Annotated in this window: 29 protein-coding genes; 24 read left to right on the top strand and 5 right to left on the bottom strand. The window is 33.2% G+C overall.

Annotated elements, in window-relative coordinates; translation table 11 throughout:
• Window positions 1–98 precede the first annotated feature (98 nt).
• The 13 genes from J3U56_RS02290 to tenA all read left to right on the top strand — a co-directional run bounded on the left by J3U56_RS02290 (window position 99) and on the right by tenA (window position 11,974).
• On the top strand, window positions 99–677 hold the full coding sequence (locus tag J3U56_RS02290) for a thymidine kinase (RefSeq protein WP_065633379.1): 579 nt from the start codon (window positions 99–101) through the stop codon (window positions 675–677).
• 171 nt (window positions 678–848) lie between these two features.
• The gene (locus J3U56_RS02285) at window positions 849–2,057 is read left to right on the top strand and encodes an aldose 1-epimerase family protein (RefSeq protein ID WP_267333012.1); all 1,209 of its coding nucleotides are present in this window, start codon (window positions 849–851) and stop codon (window positions 2,055–2,057) included.
• 267 nt (window positions 2,058–2,324) lie between these two features.
• Complete coding sequence (locus J3U56_RS02280; protein ID WP_267333011.1) at window positions 2,325–2,921, top strand: UbiX family flavin prenyltransferase; 597 nt, start codon at window positions 2,325–2,327, stop codon at window positions 2,919–2,921.
• Between the two features lies 1 nt (window position 2,922).
• The gene (locus J3U56_RS02275; RefSeq protein ID WP_267366557.1) at window positions 2,923–3,372 is read left to right on the top strand and encodes a pyridoxamine 5'-phosphate oxidase family protein; all 450 of its coding nucleotides are present in this window, start codon (window positions 2,923–2,925) and stop codon (window positions 3,370–3,372) included.
• A gap of 258 nt (window positions 3,373–3,630) precedes the next feature.
• Entirely contained in the window at window positions 3,631–4,806 is a 1,176-nt protein-coding gene (locus J3U56_RS02270) for a pyridoxal phosphate-dependent aminotransferase (protein WP_267366555.1), read from the top strand.
• Window positions 4,791–5,609 (top strand): MetQ/NlpA family ABC transporter substrate-binding protein, encoded by an 819-nt coding sequence (locus tag J3U56_RS02265; protein WP_065634051.1) that lies wholly within the window; start codon window positions 4,791–4,793, stop codon window positions 5,607–5,609. Before J3U56_RS02270 ends, J3U56_RS02265 begins: the two co-directional genes overlap by 16 nt.
• Window positions 5,610–5,611: 2 nt before the next feature.
• Window positions 5,612–6,631: a methionine ABC transporter ATP-binding protein gene (locus J3U56_RS02260; RefSeq protein WP_267348525.1), complete on the top strand. Its 1,020-nt coding sequence runs from the start codon at window positions 5,612–5,614 to the stop codon at window positions 6,629–6,631.
• A complete protein-coding gene (locus J3U56_RS02255) occupies window positions 6,631–7,302 on the top strand; it encodes a methionine ABC transporter permease (RefSeq protein ID WP_369126354.1) in 672 nt (223 codons plus the stop codon). Before J3U56_RS02260 ends, J3U56_RS02255 begins: the two co-directional genes overlap by 1 nt.
• Window positions 7,303–7,313: 11 nt before the next feature.
• A complete protein-coding gene (locus tag J3U56_RS02250) occupies window positions 7,314–8,672 on the top strand; it encodes an FAD-binding oxidoreductase (RefSeq protein WP_267333007.1) in 1,359 nt (452 codons plus the stop codon).
• 876 nt (window positions 8,673–9,548) lie between these two features.
• Window positions 9,549–9,812, top strand: coding sequence for a SemiSWEET family transporter (locus J3U56_RS02245; RefSeq protein ID WP_081297501.1), 264 nt, complete (start codon window positions 9,549–9,551; stop codon window positions 9,810–9,812).
• Window positions 9,813–10,285: 473 nt separating this feature from the next.
• Complete coding sequence (locus J3U56_RS02240; protein ID WP_065634167.1) at window positions 10,286–10,510, top strand: hypothetical protein; 225 nt, start codon at window positions 10,286–10,288, stop codon at window positions 10,508–10,510.
• 152 nt (window positions 10,511–10,662) lie between these two features.
• Window positions 10,663–11,073, top strand: a complete 411-nt coding sequence (locus tag J3U56_RS02235; RefSeq protein WP_267333006.1) for a DUF1161 domain-containing protein — start codon at window positions 10,663–10,665, stop codon at window positions 11,071–11,073.
• Window positions 11,074–11,311: 238 nt separating this feature from the next.
• Window positions 11,312–11,974: a thiaminase II gene (gene tenA / locus J3U56_RS02230; RefSeq protein WP_267348521.1), complete on the top strand. Its 663-nt coding sequence runs from the start codon at window positions 11,312–11,314 to the stop codon at window positions 11,972–11,974.
• 46 nt (window positions 11,975–12,020) lie between these two features.
• Here the strand turns inward: tenA and asnA are convergent, their stop codons facing one another.
• From asnA to J3U56_RS02210, 5 genes are all read right to left on the bottom strand, one after another.
• Complete coding sequence (gene asnA / locus J3U56_RS02225) at window positions 12,021–13,013, bottom strand: aspartate--ammonia ligase (protein ID WP_267366553.1); 993 nt, start codon at window positions 13,011–13,013, stop codon at window positions 12,021–12,023.
• Between the two features lie 996 nt (window positions 13,014–14,009).
• Window positions 14,010–14,399: a replication initiator protein A gene (locus J3U56_RS12110; protein ID WP_416380269.1), complete on the bottom strand. Its 390-nt coding sequence runs from the start codon at window positions 14,397–14,399 to the stop codon at window positions 14,010–14,012.
• A gap of 310 nt (window positions 14,400–14,709) precedes the next feature.
• Window positions 14,710–14,970 (bottom strand): helix-turn-helix domain-containing protein, encoded by a 261-nt coding sequence (locus J3U56_RS02220; RefSeq protein ID WP_267366551.1) that lies wholly within the window; start codon window positions 14,968–14,970, stop codon window positions 14,710–14,712.
• A gap of 24 nt (window positions 14,971–14,994) precedes the next feature.
• A complete protein-coding gene (locus tag J3U56_RS02215; protein ID WP_267366549.1) occupies window positions 14,995–15,624 on the bottom strand; it encodes a hypothetical protein in 630 nt (209 codons plus the stop codon).
• A gap of 87 nt (window positions 15,625–15,711) precedes the next feature.
• Window positions 15,712–15,894, bottom strand: coding sequence for a hypothetical protein (locus tag J3U56_RS02210; RefSeq protein ID WP_267366547.1), 183 nt, complete (start codon window positions 15,892–15,894; stop codon window positions 15,712–15,714).
• A 215-nt stretch (window positions 15,895–16,109) separates the two neighbouring features.
• Here J3U56_RS02210 and J3U56_RS12105 point away from each other — a divergent pair, with 215 nt between their 5' ends.
• Genes J3U56_RS12105 through virB10 form a run of 11 tightly spaced genes read left to right on the top strand, consistent with a single transcriptional unit; the run spans window position 16,110 to window position 24,486 of the window.
• Window positions 16,110–16,304 carry a TraY domain-containing protein gene (locus J3U56_RS12105; RefSeq protein WP_416380254.1) on the top strand — a complete coding sequence of 65 codons (195 nt, stop codon included), beginning with the start codon at window positions 16,110–16,112 and terminating at the stop codon, window positions 16,302–16,304.
• 5 nt (window positions 16,305–16,309) lie between these two features.
• Window positions 16,310–16,927: a hypothetical protein gene (locus tag J3U56_RS02205; RefSeq protein ID WP_267366545.1), complete on the top strand. Its 618-nt coding sequence runs from the start codon at window positions 16,310–16,312 to the stop codon at window positions 16,925–16,927.
• 19 nt (window positions 16,928–16,946) lie between these two features.
• Window positions 16,947–17,243 carry a hypothetical protein gene (locus tag J3U56_RS02200; RefSeq protein ID WP_267366543.1) on the top strand — a complete coding sequence of 99 codons (297 nt, stop codon included), beginning with the start codon at window positions 16,947–16,949 and terminating at the stop codon, window positions 17,241–17,243.
• 38 nt (window positions 17,244–17,281) lie between these two features.
• Complete coding sequence (locus tag J3U56_RS02195; protein WP_267366541.1) at window positions 17,282–17,647, top strand: VirB3 family type IV secretion system protein; 366 nt, start codon at window positions 17,282–17,284, stop codon at window positions 17,645–17,647.
• Window positions 17,616–20,012, top strand: a complete 2,397-nt coding sequence (locus J3U56_RS02190; RefSeq protein ID WP_267366539.1) for a hypothetical protein — start codon at window positions 17,616–17,618, stop codon at window positions 20,010–20,012. Before J3U56_RS02195 ends, J3U56_RS02190 begins: the two co-directional genes overlap by 32 nt.
• Before the next feature lie 4 nt (window positions 20,013–20,016).
• A complete protein-coding gene (locus tag J3U56_RS02185; protein WP_267366537.1) occupies window positions 20,017–20,676 on the top strand; it encodes a type IV secretion system protein in 660 nt (219 codons plus the stop codon).
• Window positions 20,677–20,678: 2 nt separating this feature from the next.
• Window positions 20,679–21,617, top strand: coding sequence for a type IV secretion system protein (locus tag J3U56_RS02180; protein WP_267366535.1), 939 nt, complete (start codon window positions 20,679–20,681; stop codon window positions 21,615–21,617).
• Complete coding sequence (locus tag J3U56_RS02175; protein ID WP_267366533.1) at window positions 21,618–21,788, top strand: hypothetical protein; 171 nt, start codon at window positions 21,618–21,620, stop codon at window positions 21,786–21,788.
• Window positions 21,785–22,531 (top strand): virB8 family protein, encoded by a 747-nt coding sequence (locus J3U56_RS02170; RefSeq protein WP_267366531.1) that lies wholly within the window; start codon window positions 21,785–21,787, stop codon window positions 22,529–22,531. Before J3U56_RS02175 ends, J3U56_RS02170 begins: the two co-directional genes overlap by 4 nt.
• Window positions 22,515–23,291 (top strand): TrbG/VirB9 family P-type conjugative transfer protein, encoded by a 777-nt coding sequence (locus J3U56_RS02165; RefSeq protein ID WP_267366529.1) that lies wholly within the window; start codon window positions 22,515–22,517, stop codon window positions 23,289–23,291. The genes J3U56_RS02170 and J3U56_RS02165 overlap by 17 nt, the downstream gene beginning before the upstream one ends.
• Entirely contained in the window at window positions 23,281–24,486 is a 1,206-nt protein-coding gene (gene virB10, locus J3U56_RS02160) for a type IV secretion system protein VirB10 (protein ID WP_267366527.1), read from the top strand. Before J3U56_RS02165 ends, virB10 begins: the two co-directional genes overlap by 11 nt.
• The last annotated feature ends 3 nt before the right edge of the window (window positions 24,487–24,489 follow it).

Raw genomic sequence — 24,489 nt, 5'->3', positions numbered from 1 at the left:
TAATTTATGCTTAAAAAGGTAGGTATAGCACTTACCTTTTTTATTATCTTAACAATCTCTTTTTTATCTATTTCACTTTACTTCTTGAGAGTCTTATTTTGTCGAAAATATATTACATTTATGCCGTAATGAATGCGGGAAAATCAACCGAACTATTACAAATAGATCATAATTATTTAAGTAACAATATGCAGACTTTATTGCTTAAGTCGTCCGTTGATACACGTGATTCCGCGGTAGAAATTGTATCGCGATTAGGGTTGCGTAAAAAAGCATTATTGCTTGACGATAATAGTGTTGATGAGATCATAGCACTTATCAAAAAAAATAATTATGCCTGTATATTGATTGATGAAAGTCAGTTTTTATCTAAAAGTACTATATGGAAACTATCGGATGTGTGTGATGAATATGGTGTTCCTATGATGTTTTTTGGCTTAAAAACCGATTATATGGGCCATTTATTTGAAGGTTCAAAAACCTTACTTGAAATTGCCGATAATTTTCGCGAATTAAAAACAGTTTGTTGGTGTGGTAAAAAAGCAACAATGAATTTGCTAGAAGGACAAGATGGTAAAATTGTTAAATTTGGTAATTCAATTCATCTTGGTGATAGTGAGTTCCACTCAGTTTGTCGTAAACATTGGAAAGCAGGTCAAGTTAGACCAAAAAGTTAATTTTAGACAGTGTTACTTTATGGGCATCACTTAATTTGTCTAACGTTATTTGATTTGAAAAAAGTGTGAATGACTTCTCATTTTTACGATATTGTTTTATTGATTCCTTCAATTTTGTGTCATATTAACTGAACCGATTCAGTTTCGTTTTATTCATTATAAGGAATCACTATGAAAATCAAAATTGTTTCATCTGCTCTATTACTTGGTCTGCTTAGCTGTAATGCCAGTGCAAAAGAGTTTGTCTTAATCGATAACGAAAAAGATATTGCAGAAGGTAACTGGTCGATTTCAAGCAAAGATTTGGGTGTAAAAAATGAAAAATTTACTATTCAAAACACGGTGCTTAAAGGCGGTAAACAAGAAGGAACTGAATTACTAACAATAACAAGTGATGTTTTGACTATTAAATTAATTCCTACTCGTGGCTTAGGTATTTTATCGGTAGAAGGGGAGGGGGTTCGTTTAGGCTGGGATTCGCCTGTTAATGAAGTTGTTAACCCCAAATATATCAATTTAGAAAGTCGCGGCGGCATCGGTTGGTTAGATGGCTTTAACGAAATGATGGTTCGTTGTGGTTTTGAATGGACTGGACATGCCGTTCAAGCCGATGGCATGATGTATACGCTTCATGGGCGAGCACAAAATACGCCTGTATCAAAATTAATTGTCACAATCGAAGATAAAGCACCCTATACTATTAACATTAAAGGTTTAATAAAAGAAAACACATTCAAAAAAAGTCATTTAGAAACGTGGGCATCACTTAGCTATGTGCCAGGAAGTAATGACTTTACCATACACGATGTTGTAACCAATAAGAGTGATTATACCCGCGATTATCAAATCATCTATCATAGCAATTTTGGTACGCCAATTCTTGAAGAAGGCGCTAGATTTGTTGCGCCAGTTAAAGAAATTTCACCTTTTAACGATTATGCGAAAGAAGGATTAGCGACGTGGCAAACTTATTTAGGTCCAACTAAAGATTTTGATGAAATGGTCTTTAACGTTTATCCATTTGCGGATGCAAATAATCACACACAAGTGATGGTCACCAATAAAGCAGGCGATAAAGCAGCAGGTATCGCTTTTAATACCAAACAGTTACCGGTACTTTCGTTATGGAAAAATACCGACACCCTTAAGCAAGGTTATGTGACGGGTCTTGAGCCTGGTACCAGTTTTGCCTATCCAGTGACCATAGAGCGAGAACAAAAACGCGTTCGTCAATTGGCCCCTGGTCAAAGTACAGAGTTTACTTTAACGTATAGTTTATTATCGGGTAAAGATGCTGTAAGCAAATATGAAGAGCAAATCAACGCAATTCAGGGTGCGCAACAGACCCAAGTTGTTACTCAACCTATGGCCAAAGAATAACTACCCAATTTTGCTACCAACGCGCAGTTGGTAGCTATCTCATCTATCTATTTTTTCATGTTATTCATCTCTAAAATTATTATCTAAATAAAAGTAGTTTAAAGATGTATTGCTGGTTGATACTTGATTCGCTTTTAATTGGTAGGTATAGTCGGTAAAATTATGTTTATATATATGACTCAACACTTAAACGATGATTTTACGTTGCTAATGCTAAAATAGTATTTCACTATTTAAGTGTAATTTTACTAAACGATAAGGATAGAAATGGCAAACCGACGAATAATAATTGGTATTAGTGGCGCAACAGGAATTGCTTATGGTATTAAAGCGTTAGAACTGTTAAAACCGTTAGATATCGAAACGCATCTTGTTATTTCTAAAGCTGCACAAATCACTTGTCGCTACGAAGTCCCCAATATGAGTATAAAACAGATTCAAGCATTAGCAGATAAGGTTTATTCCATTAATAATATTGGTGCTGCGATAGCCAGTGGATCTTATAAAACTCTTGGTATGTTAGTTGCTCCCTGTTCAATGCGCTCTCTATCTGCTATTGCGACTAGTTTATCTGATAATTTACTTACTCGAGCCGCTGATGTGGTACTTAAAGAGCGTCGCCGTTTAGTTTTAATGGTAAGAGAAACACCACTGCATTTAGGTCACATTAACAATATGCAAGCCGTCACTCAAATGGGCGGCATAATATTTCCACCGGTTCCTGCTTTTTATCAACATATTGATACCATTGATGATATGATAACGCATAGCGTTGCAAGAGCCTTAGACTTGTTTGATATTGATATGCCTTGTTTACCTCGCTGGGGTGAGGATATGCAACTTAACAGTAAAATAATTGAATGACATGACGAGCAACAAATTTTGTAGGCAACCTAATCATAAAATCATTGAATTTATCAAAAAACAACATGTGCTTTCGCTATGTGTGATTTTATCGAATAATCAACCTTGGGCATGTAATACCTTTTATGTATTTGATCTAGATTTGATGAATTTATATTTTCTCACTGAGCTAAAAACTCAGCATGCTAATGCAATGCTCAATCAGCCACAGGTAGCAGGTACAATTAGTATCGCGCCCAAAACTGTTGTTCAAATTCAAGGTATACAGTTTGTTGCAATAGCAAAACAGCTAAGTGATCAACAAGCTATGCATGCTTATTCACTGTATTATCAAGCTTTTCCATTCGCTAAATTAATGAAAGCGCCGATTTGGTCACTGGAATTACAGTACATTAAAATGACCAATAATTTACTTGGTTTTGCGCATAAAGATATTTGGACAAGAAACTAATCTTTTTACCGTCAGGTGGTTAAATTTTCAATTTTAGCCGTTTTTATGTCCATTCAATTCGTTCAAATTGAGTTATTGAATCACTATTCTTATCCAATAACTCAAATTCACAGCTTTCAAGTAAATTGATTGGCAATCATTAAAAATTAACCTTGTTATAAAAAAAAATTATAAATATATATAAATATATTATTTAACGAGAAAAATACTATTTTGTATTATACTTGCACACCTTAATTTTTTTCATCACTAACATAAATGCGTAAATTAGCCGATCGACTCGACCACTTTTCTGATTCAGTTATCCGCCGGATGACCCGAATTGCGAATGAATATCAAGCTATCAATTTATCACAAGGATTTCCTGATTTTGATCCACCAAAAGAATTGATACAAGCGCTTAAACAGGCTGCTGAGCAAGGTCCTCACCAATATGAAATTACTTGGGGTTCAAAAGAATTTAGACAGTTACTGGCTAAAAAGCAGCAAAAATTGATGAACATTGATATAAACCCCGATGAAAACGTCCTTGTAACCTGTGGAAGTACAGAAGCAATGATGTGTGCGGTTATGACAATTTGTAATCCTAAAGACAAAGTTATCATCTTTTCGCCTTTTTATGAAAATTATGGTGCTGATGCGATTTTATCTGATGCAACGCCAATATATGTACCACTCATTCCACCAACATTTGAGTTTGATAAAAAGCAGCTTAGGCAAGCGTTTGAACAAGGTGCGAAAGCCCTAATCTTATGTAATCCGAGTAATCCATGCGGTAAAGTTTTTACCAAAGCAGAACTTGACTATATCAGTCAATTAGCCATCGAATTTGATGCTTATGTTATTACTGATGAAGTGTATGAACATATGGTTTATGCCCCGCACAAGCACCTTTATTTAGCCAATTTTCCCGGCATGAAAGAGCGCACTATTAGTTGTAGTTCATTATCAAAAACGTATTCGATTACAGGTTGGCGCCTAGGTTATATTATTGCAGATAAAACTATCATTGATGGCTGTAAAATGATCCATGACTTTTTAACTGTTGGCGCCGCTGCACCATTACAAAAAGCCGCTTGTGCTGGCTTATCATTGGGTGATGATTATTATCAACAATTAACTCAAATCTATACTGAAAAACGTCAATTGTTTTTGCAAGGGTTAGATAAAATAGGTCTATCTTATTATGAACCTCAAGGCGCCTATTATGTCTTGGTTGATATTTCGACCTTTAACCCATTTAAAACTGATTTTGAATTTTGTGAATGGTTAATTAAAGAAGTAGGCGTAGCGGCTGTACCGGGATCGGCATTTTTCAAACATCCTGAGTATCGATATATTCGTTTTCATTTTGCTAAACAAGAACAAACGCTGATTGCAGCTTTACAAAGATTATCCAAATTTAAGGAAAAATTATTATGTTTAAAAAATTAATTGCATTAAGTTTTGCTATTTTATCAACATTCACTTTGCTGACCGGTTGTGATGATACTAAAAAAGAGAATCATATTGTTGTCGGTGTTGCTGCCGGACCTTATGGTGATATGTTTAAACAAGCGATTGCACCAGGGCTAGAAAAGAAAGGTTATAGTGTTGAAATTCGGGAGTTTAGTGATTATGTACAACCTAATTTGGCGTTAGCGAATAAAGAAATTGATGCTAATTTATTTCAACATCTCACTTATTTGAATAATTTTAAACAGGCACGCAATTTAGATATTATCGCAATTGGCTTTGTGCCTACCGCTGGTGCGGGTATTTTTTCTAATAAAATTACTGATTTTTCTCAATTAAAAAAAGGTGATCAAGTCACTATTGCCAATGATGTCACTAATGAAGCACGAGCATTAAGAATCTTGCAAGCCGCAGGTCTTATTAAACTTGATCCAACTGTGGATAAAAATAATCTTACTCCTAATAACATTATTGAAAATCCTTATGGTTTAAATATTGTTCCAATTGAAGCACCGCAAACACCTAGATCGTTAGATAGTGCGGTATTGTCGGTTGTCAATGGTAACTATGCTATTGGTGCCGGTTTAGATTTGTCTAAAGCACTTTATACCGAAGTATTAGATAAAGATCTAAAAAATGTTATTGCCATTCGAAGTTCATCTAAAGATACTTTAGGTAAAGACATTATTGATGTACTTAAGTCACCTGAATTTGCGCAAGTGATCGAAGATAAAAATGGTATTTTTTATACTTTCCAAAAACCTGACTATCAATTATTTTAATTATGCAACAAACACCTTTAATCCAAGTAAAAAATGTATCGGTGCGCTTTGAGGCAAAAGGCCAAATAGTTGAAGCTGTCAAAAATGTTTCATTTGATGTCAATCAAGGCGAAATTTTTGGCATTATTGGCTCAAGCGGTGCAGGTAAGAGTACATTGGTAAGAACGCTTAATCGACTCGCCATACCGTCGTCAGGGCAAGTTATTATCGATGGTGTTGATATTAGCACTTTGAAAGGCCGCCATTTACAGGCCTTTCGTTTTCAGGTAGGTATGATTTTCCAAAATTTTAACCTTGCTTGTTCAAAAACCGTTTATGAAAATATTGCCTTTGTTCTTAAGGCTGCTGGCAAAAAGGGTGATGCAGTAAAAAACCGAGTGAAAGAGCTTCTGACATTGGTAGGGTTGAGCGATAAAGCTTATGCTTATCCTGCCGAGCTTAGTGGTGGGCAAAAGCAGCGAGTCGGTATTGCAAGGGCCTTAGCGAATGAAGCGAAAATATTGCTATGTGATGAAGCGACCAGTGCTTTAGATCCAACCACAACCAGTGCTATTTTGGATTTACTTAAACAACTTAATGAAAAATTTGGTTTAACTATAGTTCTTATTACCCATGAAATTGATGTGGTAAAAAAGATTTGTCATCGGGTTGCGGTAATGTCGCAAGGTGAAATTGTTGAGATGAATAACACATTTAATTTATTTGCTTGTCCAAAACAACGCTTTACCCAAAACTTTCTTAATATTGATGAAAATACCCATCTTCCCGATCGAATTAGACAAAATGCTAAAGGCAAACTGGTTAGACTACGCTATATTAATGAAAATACTACGCAACCTATTTTATATCAATCAGCGCTTGAAACAGGCGTCGCTTTCAATATTTTGCATGGTTTTATCGAGTATTTTAACGAGCAAGCGCTAGGCAATTTAGTGATAGAGTTAATTGGTGATCCCGATGATATCTTAAATCTTATTGCAAAGTTACACAATCAAGGTGTGATTATTGAGGAAATAAATTAATGATAAAACTCACCCTTGCTGAAATGGCACAAATGTTATGGCAAGCCGCTTACGAGACTTTTATTATGGTCAGTTGGTCACTGCTTGCTGGTATTTTATTTGGCACAATAATCGGGCTGTTGCTGTTTTTGATGTCTAATCCGTTTTTTTTCAAAAACAGAGTAATGAATAGTATTGCTAACTTTATCATTAATGCGACTCGTTCAATTCCTTTTTTGATTTTAATGGTGACGGTGTTACCTTTAGGTGCTTTATTTGTTGGCACGACTGTTGGACCAAAAGCGGTTATCTTTCCTTTGTCGTTAGCGGCTATCGCTTTTTATGCAAGGTTAGCTGAAAATGCGTTTAGCCAAATAGATAAAGGTGTGATTGAGGCGGCAGTAGCGAGCGGAGCATCACATATTCGCATAATTATTGGAATACTATTTCCTGAAGCTATGGCACAATTAATTCGCCATGCAACGGTAACGACAATTTCGCTCATTAGCTTTAGCTCAATGGCCGGTGTGGTTGGCGGTGGTGGAATAGGTGATTTAGCCATTCGTTACGGCTATCAACGTTATGTCACAGAAATCCTGATTTTATGTATTATCATTCTGATTTTTATTGTGATGTTAATTCAATTTTTAGGGGATAAATTAGCTAATCACTTTGATCGCAGCTATAAATAATCGGTATTAACATGAATACAATTACAACTATTATTAAAGATCCTAACCGAATCATTTATCAAAACAATATTCCAAAATCTCACTTAAGTGATGGACTGCAATTGAAATATGGACAAGCCGAACTACTGGTTTATCCAGTAACAACAGCGGAAGTTTCACAAATAGTTCAATATGCCTATTCAAAAGGGATCAATATTACAACGCGTGGTGCGGGTACGAATTTGGTGGGTTCAACCATTCCTAATGGTGGCATTATTATTGATTTATCTTTAATGAACAATATTGTTGAACTGGATAAAGAGACATTCACAATTACTGTCCAGCCAGGCATTTTATTACAGGATTTACAACAATGGGTTGAAAAGCAAGACCTGTTTTATCCGCCCGATCCTGGTGCAAAAAATGCCACTATTGGCGGTAATATAAGTACTAATGCTGGTGGCATGCGTGCGGTTAAATATGGCGTGACCCGTGATTATGTGCAAGCAATAGAAGTGGTTATGGCTGATGGCAGCGTTTTAAATTTTGGCAGTAAAAATGTTAAAGATAATACTGGGCTTTCGTTAAAACATCTCTTTATTGGCAGTGAAGGGACACTGGGTATTATTACGCAATGCACTTTAAAGTTAATTGCTAAACCAAAAGCTTTCGAAACCTTAATTATTGGTTTTAAAAGTATTGATTTAGCTATAGCAAATATCACAACTATATTACAAACGTTAACACCCACAGCATTGGAGTTTGTAGAACGTCAGGTTGCGCAGTGGGGTGAAAGATATTCAGGTTTTCAATTTCCATTACCCAATGCACAAGCCTATCTTATTATTATGTTAGATGGTGCTGATCATCAAACTATATTACAACAGCGTCAGCAACTATTGGCTAATTTGACTGATTGTGAACATTTTATTGCAGAAACAGTAGAACAAGCTAGTCAAATTTGGGCAGTGCGCGGGTCGCTTGTTCGCGCTGTTGAAGCGGTGACAGAGCAAGATCCTATTGATATTGTTGTACCCATTAATAAAATTGCTGATTTTATTCATTACACCAAACAATTAGAAGCGAAAACCGGTGTAAGAATGTTAGCTTTTGGACATGCTGGTGATGGCAATATCCATTTATGTCTATTACGCGATGGTAGAGAGCAAACGCAATGGCAACGCTTACTAGAACAAGTCCATTGTGCTTTGTATCTAAAATGTCATCAATTAGGCGGGCTTCCTTCTGCTGAACATGGAATTGGTACTGCTAAAGTTAACTATTTTAAGCAGGCCATACCAGAAGATAATCGCCAATTAATGCAAGCAATTAAACAGCAGTTTGATCGTAAAAATATTCTTAATAATCAGGTTTATATTTTGCAAATTTAGATGTTTTTTTATTTGTAATTAACTGAAAAGTCTTTGATGATAATCAAAGGCTTTTTGTTATTACCTAAAGCAAAGGTTTGCTCATAAAAATAGGGTAACTTTACACGCTCAATAAACATCATAACAAAACCCTTTTTTTTACTATAATTTAAACTTGTTTATAATCAATAGGTTAAATTTTAATGTAAAAAAAGGGTTTTTAAGCCTAAAACAAACATTTATCTTTTACCTAACAAGCGTTATAGTGTATCGGTTTCTAGTTTAACGCCGTGTAGGTGGTTTAGAAAGTGATTTTCTATATTTGAGACAGCAGAACCTGGTTTAACGCCGTGTAGGTGGTTTAGAAAAATATACATTTCGGAATTATCACCTTTAGTCCGTTTAACGCCGTGTAGGTGGTTTAGAAATGTTGCGCTTGAGCGCGTTTTAAGTGACGAAGGTTTAACGCCGTGTAGGCGGTTATAGTTTTTAAAATTCCATTTAAAAGATGGGATTAAAGGTTATGCCAGATTTATCTGGGTTAGATGAGTTGCGCCTGTTATCATTTTTAGGTTCTGAATCCTCCCTTTACCCATTGCGGTATATTTTTTATCTGCATGATTAAATAAAGTATTTTTGAGTTTAGTCTTTCGCTTGTTTTATAAATTGATAATTTTAATATGTTATTTGGCCTACATTAAACAATCAACCTCGACAGCACACATTACTCTTTTTATTAGAAGGTATTAACTTGTGATGCTGGGCGTCATGAATGCAAAATCTTGTTAAATCCTTTATCAATAATTAACATTCGGGATCAAGTTTATGAGTACAATTTTTAAGGGATCTATGCTAGAGTTGAATCCCTTATTTTTCGACTCAGTAGGGAGGTAGGTCTTGAATCTTTCACCTAAAGCATTTCATTATTTGGGCGTAATTGCTACTATCGCTTCACTTGGTATGTATGTTTCTTATATTCCACAAATCATTGATAATCTTCATGGTTACAAATCTAATCCCACTCAACCATTGGCTGCAGCAATAAACTGTTCGTTATGGGTTTGCTATGGTTTATTGCGTGAAAAGAAAGATTGGCCAATTGCTATTGCCAATTCACCGGGTGTCATTTTTGGCTTAATGGCTTTTTTCACCGCTTTATAAATCGCATTATTGATTAAACTACAGTGAAATCGATCTCAATTCCTGTAGTTTTCTCTCCTTTTTTCTCTTAATTGTGCTGTCGTTGATTATGTTGAATGCATATTTTAATAAAGTTTGAAATTAATACAGCAGCAGGTTAATATTTAACCTTAGTAATAAGATTAAATAAATCAATACAATACGGAGTTATCAACAGGTTTGTTAAATACTTATCAAATAGTACAGTGAATAATTTGCTAGTTATCCCCTTTTAATGGTTTTATCACTGTGCAAAATTTGTTCATTGTCATGTCGTTTATATACTATTATAGTAAAAGCGATTAATTCGATTTTTTATCTGGATTTCAACTTCAAAAAATTTTTGATAAATGTTAGTGGTTTAATTAGAAACGTTGTATTAGCAAAGTCGTACCACAAATCTGGCAAGATGATCGTTTTGCTGGGTAAAAATCGTGATAAAGGAAGGAAATATTATGACAGAAATTAATCTTTCAGATGAGTTAATAAAAGACTTCATTTATTCAGTTTATCGAAAAGAAGTATTGTTAAATTTAGATGGGGTGGTTTTAACTGAAGATGATCGAAAAACGTTACATGAAAAACGAGATTTTGTTAATAGCTTGAGCGAAACAGAACTAGCTAATATTCGATCATGGATCATCAATAAATTAAAATCATTAGAAGATAAACACCATTAAAATTGCGTGAGTTTACTGCGTTTTAGGCGGGCTAACGTTCCTTTTATTTTAATAAAAATATTTTTTTATCTTTATCAAAAACACTATAGACAGATTAACCAATAGTTTTATAATGCATTCGATAAAATATCATTTATAAAAAAGGAAATAATATGAAAAAGTTAGCCTTTGTTTTATTCGTTAGTCTACCAATGATAGCTAGTGCATCCAACTGTGATGAGATCAGCGCTAATATCGCAGAAAAAATTAAAAATAATGGTGTTGAAGCCTCTCAATTTCAATTGAAACTCGTTTCATCAAATGAATCTCAACAACAAATTGAAGGGCAAATTGTGGGGTCTTGTGATCGTGGACAACAAAATATTGTCTATGTACGTTATGATTCTGCTAGCAAAGCTGCAAAAAGCACAGATAAAAAAGCAGTTGATACAAAGTCTCAACCTGAGCAACCAAAAGCAGAAACAGTAGCTCCAACTACGACAGCGCCAGTTGATTCTAGTGAACAACAAAAAACGGAAAACCAAACAAGTCCTAACCAAACATCAGAATCAACCACTAACTAGTAATGTTGATAATAAAGCGTCGATTAGAATTAAACATTCAATATCCAAAGCGAGTTTTTGTTAATTAAGTTGTTTAATTTATTTTTCGACGCTGCTCATTAATCCAATATGCTTTGGGCTCAAATTATACCCATTGAATCTGATTTGCTTAATGTCGACAAAAGGCGTAAAACACGTGTTTATTAGGTAAAATCAGTTTTATGCCTTTATAAATTGATTATTTAAGTGATAGTATTTTATGTTTTCATTTTATTCCCTTATTGATTCATGCCAGACAGATTGGAATAGTTATATACAGCATGAGTTTATCGAACAACTTGGTAAAGGAACCTTAGATAAGTCTTGTTTTCAACACTATTTAAAGCAAGATTATCTATTTTTGGTTAACTTTTCGCGGGTTTGGGGACTTGCCGTTTATAAAAGCCGTAATCTTTTAGAAATCAAGCAGGCATTACATAGCCTTAAAGCTATTGTTGAAGTAGAACTGGATTTACATATTGGTTATTGTAAACAATGGCATATCACTGAATCAGAATTAACCCGTTTAGTTGGAGCCAAAGCTAACATAGCTTACACCGATTATGTTTTAGATGTAGGCTTAAAAGGTGATATTCTTGACTTACATATTGTTTTAGCGCCATGCTTGATTGGTTATGGCATGATTGCAAATTGGATAACAGCCCAGTCTTGGTATAATGCAGAAAATAATCCTTATACAAGTTGGATCGACATGTATTGTGGTGATGAATTTCAAAAAGCAGTGCAAAATGAAATCAATTGGATTAATGATAATTTATCTAACATCAAGTCAGAACGTTTTGAACAGTTAAAAACCATTTTTAAAACGGCAACCCAGCTTGAAGCTGGTTTTTGGCAGATGGGATTAGAAAAAAGCTGTTAATAATTATCATACTTCACCAATGATGGCAAAGTATGATGTAATAAGGTTATAGCAAATTCGAGTAACTTTGTTTGGTTTTTTCATCCCAAACACTTGCTTGTACTTGTCCAATATGTTTTAGTTGTAACAACAACATGACTAATCGAGATTGTCCAATACCACCACCAATAGTTTGTAATAACTCACCATTGACTAATGCTTGATGCCAAGCTAATTGTAATCGAGATTCATCATGAGTGATCTTAAGTTGACGTTTCAATGCTTCAGGATCAACACGAATGCCCATTGATGAAATTTCAAATGCACTATTTAATGCTGGATTCCAAACTAAAATATCACCATTCAAGCCTTTAGAACCCATTTCATTATCACTACTCCAATCATCATAATCGGGTGCACGGACATCGTGTTTTTCGTTATTAGATAAATAGCCGCCTATACCAATTAAAAATACAGCCCCCAGTTCTTTAGTAATTGCATTTTCACGCTCTTTTGGCGATAAGTTAGGGTAACGTTTTAACAGTTGTTCACTATCCATAAATGTAATGGATTCCGGCAAAAAGCGTGAAAGGTGATATTTTTCTGATACGGCTTTTTCTGTTGCTTTAATCGCTGAATAGATCTTTTCAACAGTTTGCTTTAGGTAAGTAAGAGTACGATCTTTTGGACTTATTACTTTTTCCCAATCCCATTGATCGACAAATACGGAATGAATTGGTGAAAGCTGATCTTCATCCGGTCGTAACGCTTTCATATTAGTATATAAACCTTCACCCTCAGCAAAATGGTGATCAGTTAATACTTTACGCTTCCATTTAGCTAAAGAGTGAACGACTTCAAATTGTGCATTAGCAATCGTTTTAACTTTAACCTGAACTGCTTTTTCGGTACCAGATAAATTATCTTGAATTCCATCACCAACTTGACTTAATAATGGTGCTTGCACTTCAATCAGGGATAAATTTTCGGCTAACTTATCAGCAAAAAAATGTTTCACAAAGCTTATTCGTTGTTGTTGTTCTTTGAATGATATCGTCATGTTTACTCTCTAATTATTGTCAATTTGTGTATGTAAATTAAACTAGAAAATAGAAATATGCAAGTTTCAATACGGTAAAAATAGATACAAATAGCGATGAGTTTGTCTCTCAACTTTATTGATTATTATAATTGTTATCTATTTTGTGTTAATTGCTGATTAAAAAGAACATTAAGACAAAAATTGAACAATTTAGTGGGTTGCATTTTTAAGTCAGCAACCAAATCGATGAAACTAGGATGTTGATCAGTTTAAGGTAACTATCTGTAAAAACGGATATTTTATTTCAAATTAATTATTATTTAATGATATTATCAGGATAATAAACGTTGAAATCATCCCTCCAAGGGGATTGATACCTGTTATTTTTTATATAATCAACTGATGACAATTGCACAATTGTTTCTTGGATAATGCTAAATATCAATGCCCGGCGTGTATAACTTATTTTATATACCATCAGTCATTTTTTATATCGTAGATTACAAGCTAATTAAACCTGTCAGCATTGCTAAATAGCAATTCTCATGACGAATTTATATTTGAGTATCAAGTTGGATCTTTTGCCTAAAAACTTCGACAAAGCTGTTTATAAACTCACAATTGAATGCTAACGCGTATACGACTAACCCTTTTACCAACCCTTTTTTTTTATCAAATATAAAAAATAATAAAATCAATACATTACAAATCACATAAAAAAAAGGGTTTTTTAGTAGCAAAACATCATTTACCTTTCTGCCAACAACAGTTATAGTGGTTTAGCTTCTAGTTCACTGCCGTATAGGTAGTTTAGAAATGCGCAGTTGTATTTTCCAGATTTGAAAATGAGTTCACTGCCGTATAGGCAGTTTAGAAAACCACCTAACGCTTTATCAAGTGCTTGCTGAGGTTCACTGCCGTATAGGCAGTTTAGAAATTAATCATTTTAATCTCCTAATTTTTGTTTCTGTTCACTGCCGTATAGGCAGTTTAGAAAAATCACAGCGAATGAAATTAAAGCAGTGGCTCGTTCACTGCCGTATTCTCGATTAGACTGAAGCTATTTGTTTCACAAGTTTTATTAGTTCTTAGATTTTTCGTTATTCTTATTCCGCCCAATCGTTCCAGTGAGTTTTCCAACTGTTTATACGTTCTCCTTATATATCTTTGTTTGCCGTTACTGAGAAATAATATGTTGTAAATCGAATCTTTCTCTTCTGTTCTTTTTTTGAATTTAGCCTGCATTAACTTAAATATACAATGTATCCAAACGCCTTTATCAAAGATGTTAGCGTGACCTAGTTCAACAGCAGGTTTAATTAAAATATTTACATTGTTATGATTAAATTTAATAGCATTAGTATCACCCTGTTTTAAGGAAAAAACAGATGCTACATACTTAATAAGTCGTCAGAAAAGATATAATATTGTATATCTCAGCAACAAAGAAATATAAATCATTGTATTTTGGGGGGATATTGTTGATATTTTACTTGTTTCTATCTGAATTTACACATGGCTATTTGAGATCTACATATAACGATATATTTTTTATTTATGAAAAATAACATGTAATTACAATTTATTATTTCTTTTTAATACGATCTCTTAATAAAAATAAAATAATTAGAATTTTATTGTGGATAACTCAATAGCACACAAGCTAAAGCTTGTGTGCTATTACAGCGGGATTTTTGAGTTATCGCCAGCTAAATCAAATTTTATTTTTTTTAGGTATGTAAGTTTTTCTAGCAATAAGTACTAATTCATAGCCACACGGTTTAAGATATCTTTTCAATGTTTCAATTTTTGGATTACCTCTATTGCCGTTCTCTAGATTTGATATATTGCCTATTGAAATATCAGTACTCAGACTGATATCTAACACACGTAAATTAGCTTTTAATCTAACGTTTTTTAATTTTGTTAAATCATTAATAATAATATCATCGTTTTTTATATTTCTAATATTCACTGTTTCTTTCCTTATTTAAATAAATTAAATTTCCATTTCATCTAATAAAATTGATGTGTTTTCGATATTACAATTAACATGAAAATTCAATATCCAGTTTTTAAAACTATCGTTATAAATAAGTGTGTCTATCGGTAAATTGAATAAATTTTTAATTTTCTGTTTTGTATTAAAAACATGAGTTACTGTTGTATTAGCTAAACGTGCAATTAATTTTGATTCAAATTTAAATATAAGAAACCATAAAATATTTTTTTCTTTTGTACTTAATTTGTCTAATAATTCAATTGATAAATCAACATTATTATTTTTTATAATAATAAAATTGAGGGGTATTGTTTTAAATTCATTTCCTCCAAAAAATACATCATTATCATCAAGAGAAATTTTATTTATCAAATAAAATTTACGCTTATTATCAATGTGATCGACAATGTAATAATCTAATGTTGTTATTTTCTTTTTTTGATTAAGTAATTTATTGTAATAATTGAAAATATTTATATTTTCATTATTGCTGAATATTTCAGCAGTTTTATCGTTAAGAGGCGTAAACGTTTTATTTTTTTCTTTTATTCCGACTATATCAAATGCTATATTTAACTTTGCATAAAGTTGTTGATAATTACTTTTATAATTAATATTATCTATCACTCCAACTATCCTCATAGTTTGGTTGGTTTTGTTTTTCGTCCTTGCCTGCCCCCACAGGGAAGGGCGATCCTTTTTTGTAAATTAATTTTATTTTTTTCCCTTCTTTCTTTTATCTCCATCTTCTTTTAATTGTTCAAATACTTCAGGTGATAAGCAATAAAATGCTTTTTTATTATGGTTTAAAATTAATAAAATTTGCTTATCTTTCATAAAAGACATTGGATTTTTTTTAAAATCCGAAATACCTACTATGTTTTGTTCAATTATCATTTTTATTTCACCTTACTGTGTGTTTTTTGGGTCTAAATTTTGATCAAAATATAAACCTAAAAAAAGTAAAAATCAACTACTATAAAATGTTGATTAATTGTTGATTAATTGTCGATCAATAACTGATTTATATATAAATATAAATTAAATTTTAGTCTATAAGATAATTTTAAAACGTATAAAATTCAATTCATTATTTATTGGCATAGAAATGGATGAGAATGCTTATGTATGAGAGAGCAATAACAATTACATTAATTCTTGATGAAGAAACTAATAAGGCATTAATTCAAGCTACTAAAAATTCAAGAAGGTCTAAAAGAACCGAAGCAACAATTAGGTTAAAAGATCACTTAAAAAAATATCCCTTCTCAAATGATAACTTTAGTCAAATTCAGAATGAAGGATAATCAAAATGAGCATTACAAAAGAATTATTGCTAACGTTAGCAATGCAATGTTCACCAAATATTCCAGTTGATGAAATACTTTTGCTTTCTGAAATTACGTCAAACCATACACAATTTTTAGTGACGACGATGGGGGAGAGTGTTGATTATAAGAACGAAATAGAAGCCAAAAAGAAATTGAAATATTTGTTAGAAGAAAAGAAACCAGTCCAAATTGGGGCATTACAAGTTAATTCTTTATTGTTTGAAAAATATGGCGTCGATCCGATGGACGGTTTCAATGCATGTAATGCTTTAAAAATAACCGAAAAAATTCTTAATGAATGTACGGTTGAAGAAATGGAAAAGGATAATTTCACGGATGATGAACGACTTCGAGGTGAACTTAATTGCTTTATATCAGCAAATGATGTAGGCAACTTAGAAAATGATGATAATCGTCAAGCTATGCAAAAAAGATTAACAAAAAGTTTAGAAAATTATTTAAAAGGAGGTAATCAGGAAAAAATTGTCGAAGTAAAAAAAGAAAAAGATATACAACAATCTAAAAAACGCTCAGCTGTGAGCGATGTAGAAACCCCCCTCAAAAACAAAGAGGTTTGGGATGTTTTTGGGGATTTTTAAAAATTATAAAAGGTCTTTTATGAACAAATTAAAAATTAATAAATTTCAATTGGTTATTTTTACTTTATTAATGTCATTCATTAGCGTTGCTTCAGCTGGTGGAGGATTGCAAGCTGGTACCAATGCGTTAGAAGAATTTAAAACTTGGCTATTCAGTATAGCTGGGATCGGTGCATTAGTTTATCTAATTTACAATATTACAATGGCATTTATGGAGCGTAAACAATGGAATGAAGTTGGAATGGCTTTTCTTTATTGTAGTGTAGCTGGTGGTGCATTAGTTGGTGGAAACTGGATGTTAACACTTTTCAAATAAAAAAAAGGGTTTAAATGACCCTTTACAAAGGTATTGTCATGGAATCAGATAAAAAAGTAGATGAGTATATTACTTATAACGGTTTAAATCGACCTGCTCTAGTGATGGGAGTTCCGCTCCTTTTATTATTGGGATTGGGTATGTTTGGAATGTTTGGGTTTTTTCTTTGTTTTGTTTTGCTCGGTTTTTTTAAAGCAATAATATTTCCTTTTATATCTGGAATGATTTTTTTTATTGTTAGGTCTATGTGTGAAACTGAACCGAATGCAATGAGAATTACAAAGTTAAGATTGAATGGTTATTTACTAAAAGTGTTACAACGTAATAACGTTATTAGTTTTCATTGTGGAGATATGTTTATAAGGCGTAAGTATGAAAAGCAAAAATTCAAATTCGAAAATTAGTAATGAACCAAATCAACAATCGTCATCGATTGACAGATATATACCAGACTATGGTTATCATTTAAGCGATAATATTATATCGATTGGTAGTAATAAATTATTGTGCACATTAGTTATTGATGGCATGCCATTTGAATCGGTTTCTGATAATCAAATTGAGTTAGCATTTTTAAACTTCAAAGATTATTTAACGGTATTAGGTAAAGAATATAGTGGCTCATTGGGCATATGGACACATCTAATTAAGAAAAAGATAAAGTTAGATACAAAATACAATTTTGAAAATAATCTTTTTGCTCAGAAATTTGTTAATAAATATTGCAATCTATTTGATAACAATAATTTTTTTAAAACAGAATATTATGTCAGTTTCATATTAAAAACGTCGGATATTATTGAAGGCATGGAGTTTTTGAACACAATAATAGAGCAATCTAAAGCCGTTTTAAAAACATTTAGTGTTACTGTTTTAGGTAGAAATGGTTTTAAATCAGAGATCGCAGAATTTTTAGCATATTTACTAAATAATCAGTCACTCGATATTCCGCTTTCTGATACACCTATTCGACAACAAATACCTGAAAGTGAATGGTATTTTGGCTATGATTTATTAGAAATTAGAAATAAATCAACAACAAAAGTAAAATATGCAACAAATTATATTTTAAAAGGTTTCTCTTTTAGAACAGTAATGAGCCAATGGGATTTTCTTTTAGCGTTGCCTTATGAATTTGTGCTCACACAATCTTTTATTTTTGCATCAACAACTAAAGTCCAGAAGCAAATTGATCAACAAATAAATCAATTAGAATCATCCGGAGAAATGAGCGAAGCTACAGAGGAACTTCTAATTGGTAAAGCTACTCTAGCAGAAGGCAAAGCAATGTTTGGTAGTTATCAGAGTTCTTTGACTGTTTTTGGTGAGACAGCTAAAGAAGCATTGGACGGGGGGACAAAAGTATCCAGTGAATTTTTAACTAGCGGAGGTGGCTTCAGTTTGATGAAAGCGACTGTTGAAGGTTATCAAGCTTTTCTTAGTTGTTTACCCGATTCAAATTTGCGTCCCCTTGATTCTAGACGAACAACAACTAATTTAGCTTGTTTGTTTTCGATGCATAATTATTCGTTTGGTAAAGAAAAAGGCAATCCGATTGGTGATGGAACGGCTATCATGCCGCTTAAAACTGTTGCAGATGGATTATATTTTTTTAATACCCATTACAGTCATCCTCACAAAAATGTAACAGGAAAAGCTATTGCCGGTCATTTTCTATTACTTGGTGCGACAGGTGCGGGGAAAACAACATTAGAAGGTGCAATTGCAACTTTTTTACAGCGCTTTCACCCTATGATGTTCGGTATCGATTATAACCGTTCTCTTGAAATGACATTTAGAGGTTTTGGTGGGGCGTATTTTTCTATAAAAGAAGGTGAATTTACTGGTTTTAATCCATTTCAGCTTGAAGAAAATGCTAGTGATAGCCTGAAATCATTTTTATATCGTTGGGTTGAATCTTGTGCCAGAGATGTAGATGGTAGAGTGACAGATGAAGACGCTGAAATAATTAGACGTTCTGTTAATGCTGTTTTAGAAATGCCGTTATTTATGCGTCGATTCGGTTTACTACTCTCGTCAATTAATAAAGGTTCTAGTCTTCGTTTACGTTTAAGTAAATATTGCGAGAGCGAGGGCGGAAAGTTGGCTTGGGCGGTTGATAGTCCGACTAATACATTTAATCCTATTCATTATACAAAAGTAGGTTTTGATACTACTGTCGTACTTGAAAAAGATTCATCTGGTAATGACCATCCGGCATGTGAACCTTTATTAGCCGTTTTGTTATATTACAAACAGGTAATGCAACAGCATAATGCGGGTAAGTTGATGTTAACGTTAATTGAGGAGTTTTGGAAACCCGCAAATTATCCGACCACACAAGAATTAATTAAAAGCACGTTAAAAGCTGGGCGTATTAAAAATGAGTTTATAGGACTTGTTTCACAATCTCCAGCGGATGCTATTAAATGTAATATTTTTGAAGCTATTGTTGAGCAAACACCGACTAAAATATTCCTACCAAATCCTGATGCCGAATATAAAAATTCATATGAGAAAGTCGGCCTAACAGTTAAAGAGTTTGAACGATTACGACGTTTAGATCTTGCTAGTCGTACATTTCTTATTAAGCAATCTAATTCATCATGTTTTGCAAAAATGGATCTAGAAGGTTTTGATGAGTATTTACCAATCATATCAGGTACACATAAAGGAATTGAAATTTGTGAAAGAATTAGAAAAGAGGTTGGAGACGATCCAACAATTTGGATGCCTATTTTTATAGAAGAAATATTACATAAGGAGTAATAAGATGAAAAAATTTTTTTTATTAATGGGATTACTTGTTAGTTTTAATTCCTATTCTACTGGTATTCCAACCGTTGATGCTGCTGCAATAGCTCAAACGATACAAAATGCATTACAGCAGGCTCAACAAGCGATGGAACAATTAAACGCTTTAAAAGAACAAATTGATGAAGCAAAAGATATTAATGCAAAGTTGAAAAAAGAGTCAGAAGAGCAACTTCGTCGATTTGAGGGAAACTGGGGGCTTGGTAATGTCTTTGTGGATCCGACCATTTCGAGTTACTTAAACATTGACGATTGGAAAACTGAGATGAATGACTCTCAAAATTTGCCATCATTGCGTGAAAAATTTGGGGTTATTTCTGAATCAGAATCATTTCAAAAAAACATCGATTCTTTGCTGATTTCTTATGATCTCATGCAACAGTCATATGATGCTAGTACAAAACGAGCTAAAAACATCGCTGATATAGCAAAATTGCTAAATGAAGCGAAAACACCACAGGAAAAAGAAGATTTAAATAATCGTCTGGCATTTGAGATAGCACAAAATCAAATTGATAAAACTCGAATTGATACAATGGCTCAACTTTTAGAACAACAGGATAGACTTAAAAAAAATAAGATGGCTGTCGAGTTTGAAAAATTCTATCGAGGTAAATAAGAATGGCTTTTGGCGACAGCATTTTGACCAGTCTACATGATAATGTATCCAAACTCGTTGATTCACAAATAGCATCGAATATAACATCAATAAGCACCGCTATCTTGCCACTGATTTCTGCGGCAATCATGGTGTATTGCGTTTATGTCGCATGGCAAATTGTTACTGCTCAGAATGATATGTTTATAACGGACATATTAAAAAATATAGTGATGATTGTTCTGGTCGGCGCTGTTTGTTATTCGACCAAATATTATCAAACATATGTTACACCGTTTGTTTTAGAAGCGGGTGACAATCTAAGCTCCGCACTTTTTGGTGATAATAAAGTAAGCACAACCATGCTAGATGAATTTATGGCACAGATCAATAAGTCACTTGACAAAATGCAAGAAAAAATGAAATTTGGGTGGAGAGATAATTGGGGCTTAGGTATGCAAGCCGTTTTTTATTGGCTTTTACTCTGGATAACATCTGGCGTTTTTGCGTTATTCGCAACGGCATATTTGCTTGTTGCAAAACTAATGGTTGCTATCTTGTTGTCTGTTGGGCCAATATTTATTTGTCTATCAATTTTTCCTGTCACTAGAAGCATGTTTACATCATGGTGTGGTCAATGTGCTAACTATATTTTATTAACACTTGGATATTGCATTGTTTTGAAACTATTTATTTCGTTTATTAATGAGAAATTTAAAACAGAAACACTAAATTTTGAGGGTGCATTTCAAATCGTTATTGTGATGCTTATAGGCGTTTACATTCTCGGCCAAGTGGGAACATTGATTTCAAGTTTAACAGGTGGCGTGGGTATAAATAGTTTAAATGGCAATATAAATAGTATGTTAGGTCGTATGGGCGGAGGACTTAAAGGTGGGGCTAAGGCCACTAGCAAAATGGCTAGTAGTTTAATTGGTTTAATGAAAGGGAAAGGGGGATAGATGGTTAATATGTTGAAAGTTCTATTATTGAGTTTTGTTTTTGTCAGTGTAATTAGTTGTTCTGCTCCTATGCCAAAACAACCAAAGGGTAAGTGGGAAATGGTTAATCCTGCTATTCAAAAACAAGAAAAATTAGATAATAAAAATACTCAGCAAGGAGTAAATAAGTGATAAAACAATATTACGATGAAAATATAGAAAAAACACAAATGGCATCGAAAGCATTGACGTCAGAACAGAAAAAAGAAGCTGATCTATATTATAAGTCGATTCAAAACTTTATTGTCAATGAAAATGAACGTAATTCAAAATTCTCAAAAATGGGGTGGAAACTGACGATAGTGCTTAGTATTTGTTGTGTTTTGCAAAGTATTGCACTTACAGTTTTAACCCCTTTAAAAACTGCCGTTCCCTACGTTATGCGAGTAGATTCAACGAGTGGCTATATTGATATTGCCAAACCTTTAGCTGACGATAAAGTCACATATGATGAAGTTTTGTCTAAATACTTTTTAAAAGAATTTGTCATTAATCGTGAGTCATATGATTGGGATACCATTCAAAATATGTTTGATATAACAAAGTTATTAAGTAATAACAATGTATTTTCTGAATACGAGTTTAATATTCAAAGTGCGTTATCTCCTTTAAATGTTTTGAGAAAAGATAAAAAAGTTGTTGTAACAGTTCGCGGGATTACATTCATTAATAATTTAGCACAAGTTCGGTTTGTAAAATTGGTTAAAAATAAAGATGGTACGCCAGCAACTGGTTATAAGCCAACAACTTGGATAGCAACGATAGATTTTGATTATAAAAAAGAAATTAAAACTGAAGCGGAACGGCTAGAAAATCCGCTAGGTTTCGAAGTTATTAGTTATCGGGTGGATGTGGAAAATGTTGAAGTTAAATAAATATAAATATCTTATTTGTCCTCTTATTTTTTGTATTTCAATGCCTGTATTTGCTGAGATTAATCCGCAACGTACTGGTTATGATAAAAGAGTACAAGTTGTTAAATATAATAGAGATGATGTAACAAAAATTAGTGTTAAAGAAGGTGTGTCAACCCTTATTCAATTAGATAAAACAGAAGTTTTAACAACAAATAATGCAGGCATGGGATTAGGAGATCCGCTTGCATGGAATGTTTCTGTTAGAGCTAATAATATTTTTATTAGACCGATTGCTAAACAACCCGACACGAATGTAACGCTTGTTACTAATAAGAGAACGTATGTTTTGAGTCTAAAAACAGCGTCTAGTGCTGATAACGCAAGCTGGCTTGTTAGATTTACATATCCAGAAAATGAAGTTAACGAAGAACGAACTACGCCATGTTCAACTAGTTTTATGAATTGGAATTATTATAAAAAAGGCGATAAAGAATTATCCCCATCAGCTGTATGGGATGATGGCCGTTTTACCTGTATGCGTTTTTCATCTGCAAAAGATTTACCGATTGTTTACAGAGTAATGGAAGATGGAAAAGAAGCTATTACTAATACACATCTAGAACGTGATGTAATGGTCATACATGAAATAAGTAATAATTATATGCTTAGACTCGGAGACCGAGTAATGGCTATAAAAACTAATAGTAGTATTCCTCAGTCATACAATGACGATGGTACGACAACAGGAGAGAAGAGGACTGTAATTAATGACTTCTAATGATCAAATTAATGATAATGAGGATTATATTCCCCCATTAACAGGCAAAGAGGGAAAAGATAGAGGAAAAATAAATGTAACAGGACGTTCAAAAAATAAGAAGTTGATGATGTTACTAGTGTTATTTTCAATCTTTTTCATAATGCTACTTATTTTAAGTTCTATTTTATTTCGTAGTAGTGAAGATTCATCATATGAAACTAAAAAAGATGAAGCGCTTAATGTTGGGGGAGACTATAACAATAAATCTAGTATTAATTCGACGATGGCTGAGATAATCAGACAAGAAGAACAGAAAAAGCAGGAGGAGGCGGATAGAAAAAGGAAGCAAGAAGAGGCTGAACTTAAAAGAATAGCTGAAGAAGAAGCACAACGTCAGAAACTTTTACAAGAAGCAGAGCTGTTAGCTGAGAAGAATGGAAATTTATCTTCATCTTCATATTCATCTAATGGTGATAATTCTAATGATAAACAACAGCACCCAGCTGATAGAAAATTATTGGGTGAAACACTGGTTGTTATCTCATCAGGCAGTGAATCTAAAGAGAGTTCAAGTACTGATTCAAGTTTAAATGATTCATTGAAGGGTGAAGATTTCGAAAATGGGAGCATATCCCAGCTTGAGGATCTGAAGTTTTTGTTATCTAGAGGTACTTTACTACCATGTGTGTTAAAAACAAAAATTGTAACTGATTATCCAAGTGTACCTGTATGTATTTTAACTAAAGATATTTATTCCAGTAATGGTGATGTTTTATTATTGCGAGCAGGAACCACGTTTATGGGTGAACAGAAAAAAGTTATAAAACAAGGAAAAGCTAGAGTATTTGTTAACTGGACTATAGCACAAGACGGAAAAGTCCGCATTAAAATTGATAGTCTGGGAACAGATACGCTTGGTGCAAGCGGTGCACCTGCGTGGGTCGACACTCACTTTTGGGAGCGTTTTGGCGGAGCTATTATGCTGTCTTTTGTAGATGATGCTTTTAAAACTGTATCTAATAATTTATCGAAAAGCGATAACCGAATTAGTTATGATTCGACAACCGACTCCATGAATAACATGGCGTCAATTGCTCTTGAAAATACTATTAATATTCCGCCGACGGCATATATAAACCAAGGCACGATGCTTTATATTTTAGTGCCTCGTGATGTCGATTTTAGAGATATATACAGGACAGTAAGAAAATAGGAA

This window comes from Gilliamella sp. B2824 (assembly GCF_026536245.1).
Lineage (GTDB): Bacteria > Pseudomonadota > Gammaproteobacteria > Enterobacterales > Orbaceae > Gilliamella.
This window is presented reverse-complemented; position numbering and strand designations above follow the sequence as displayed.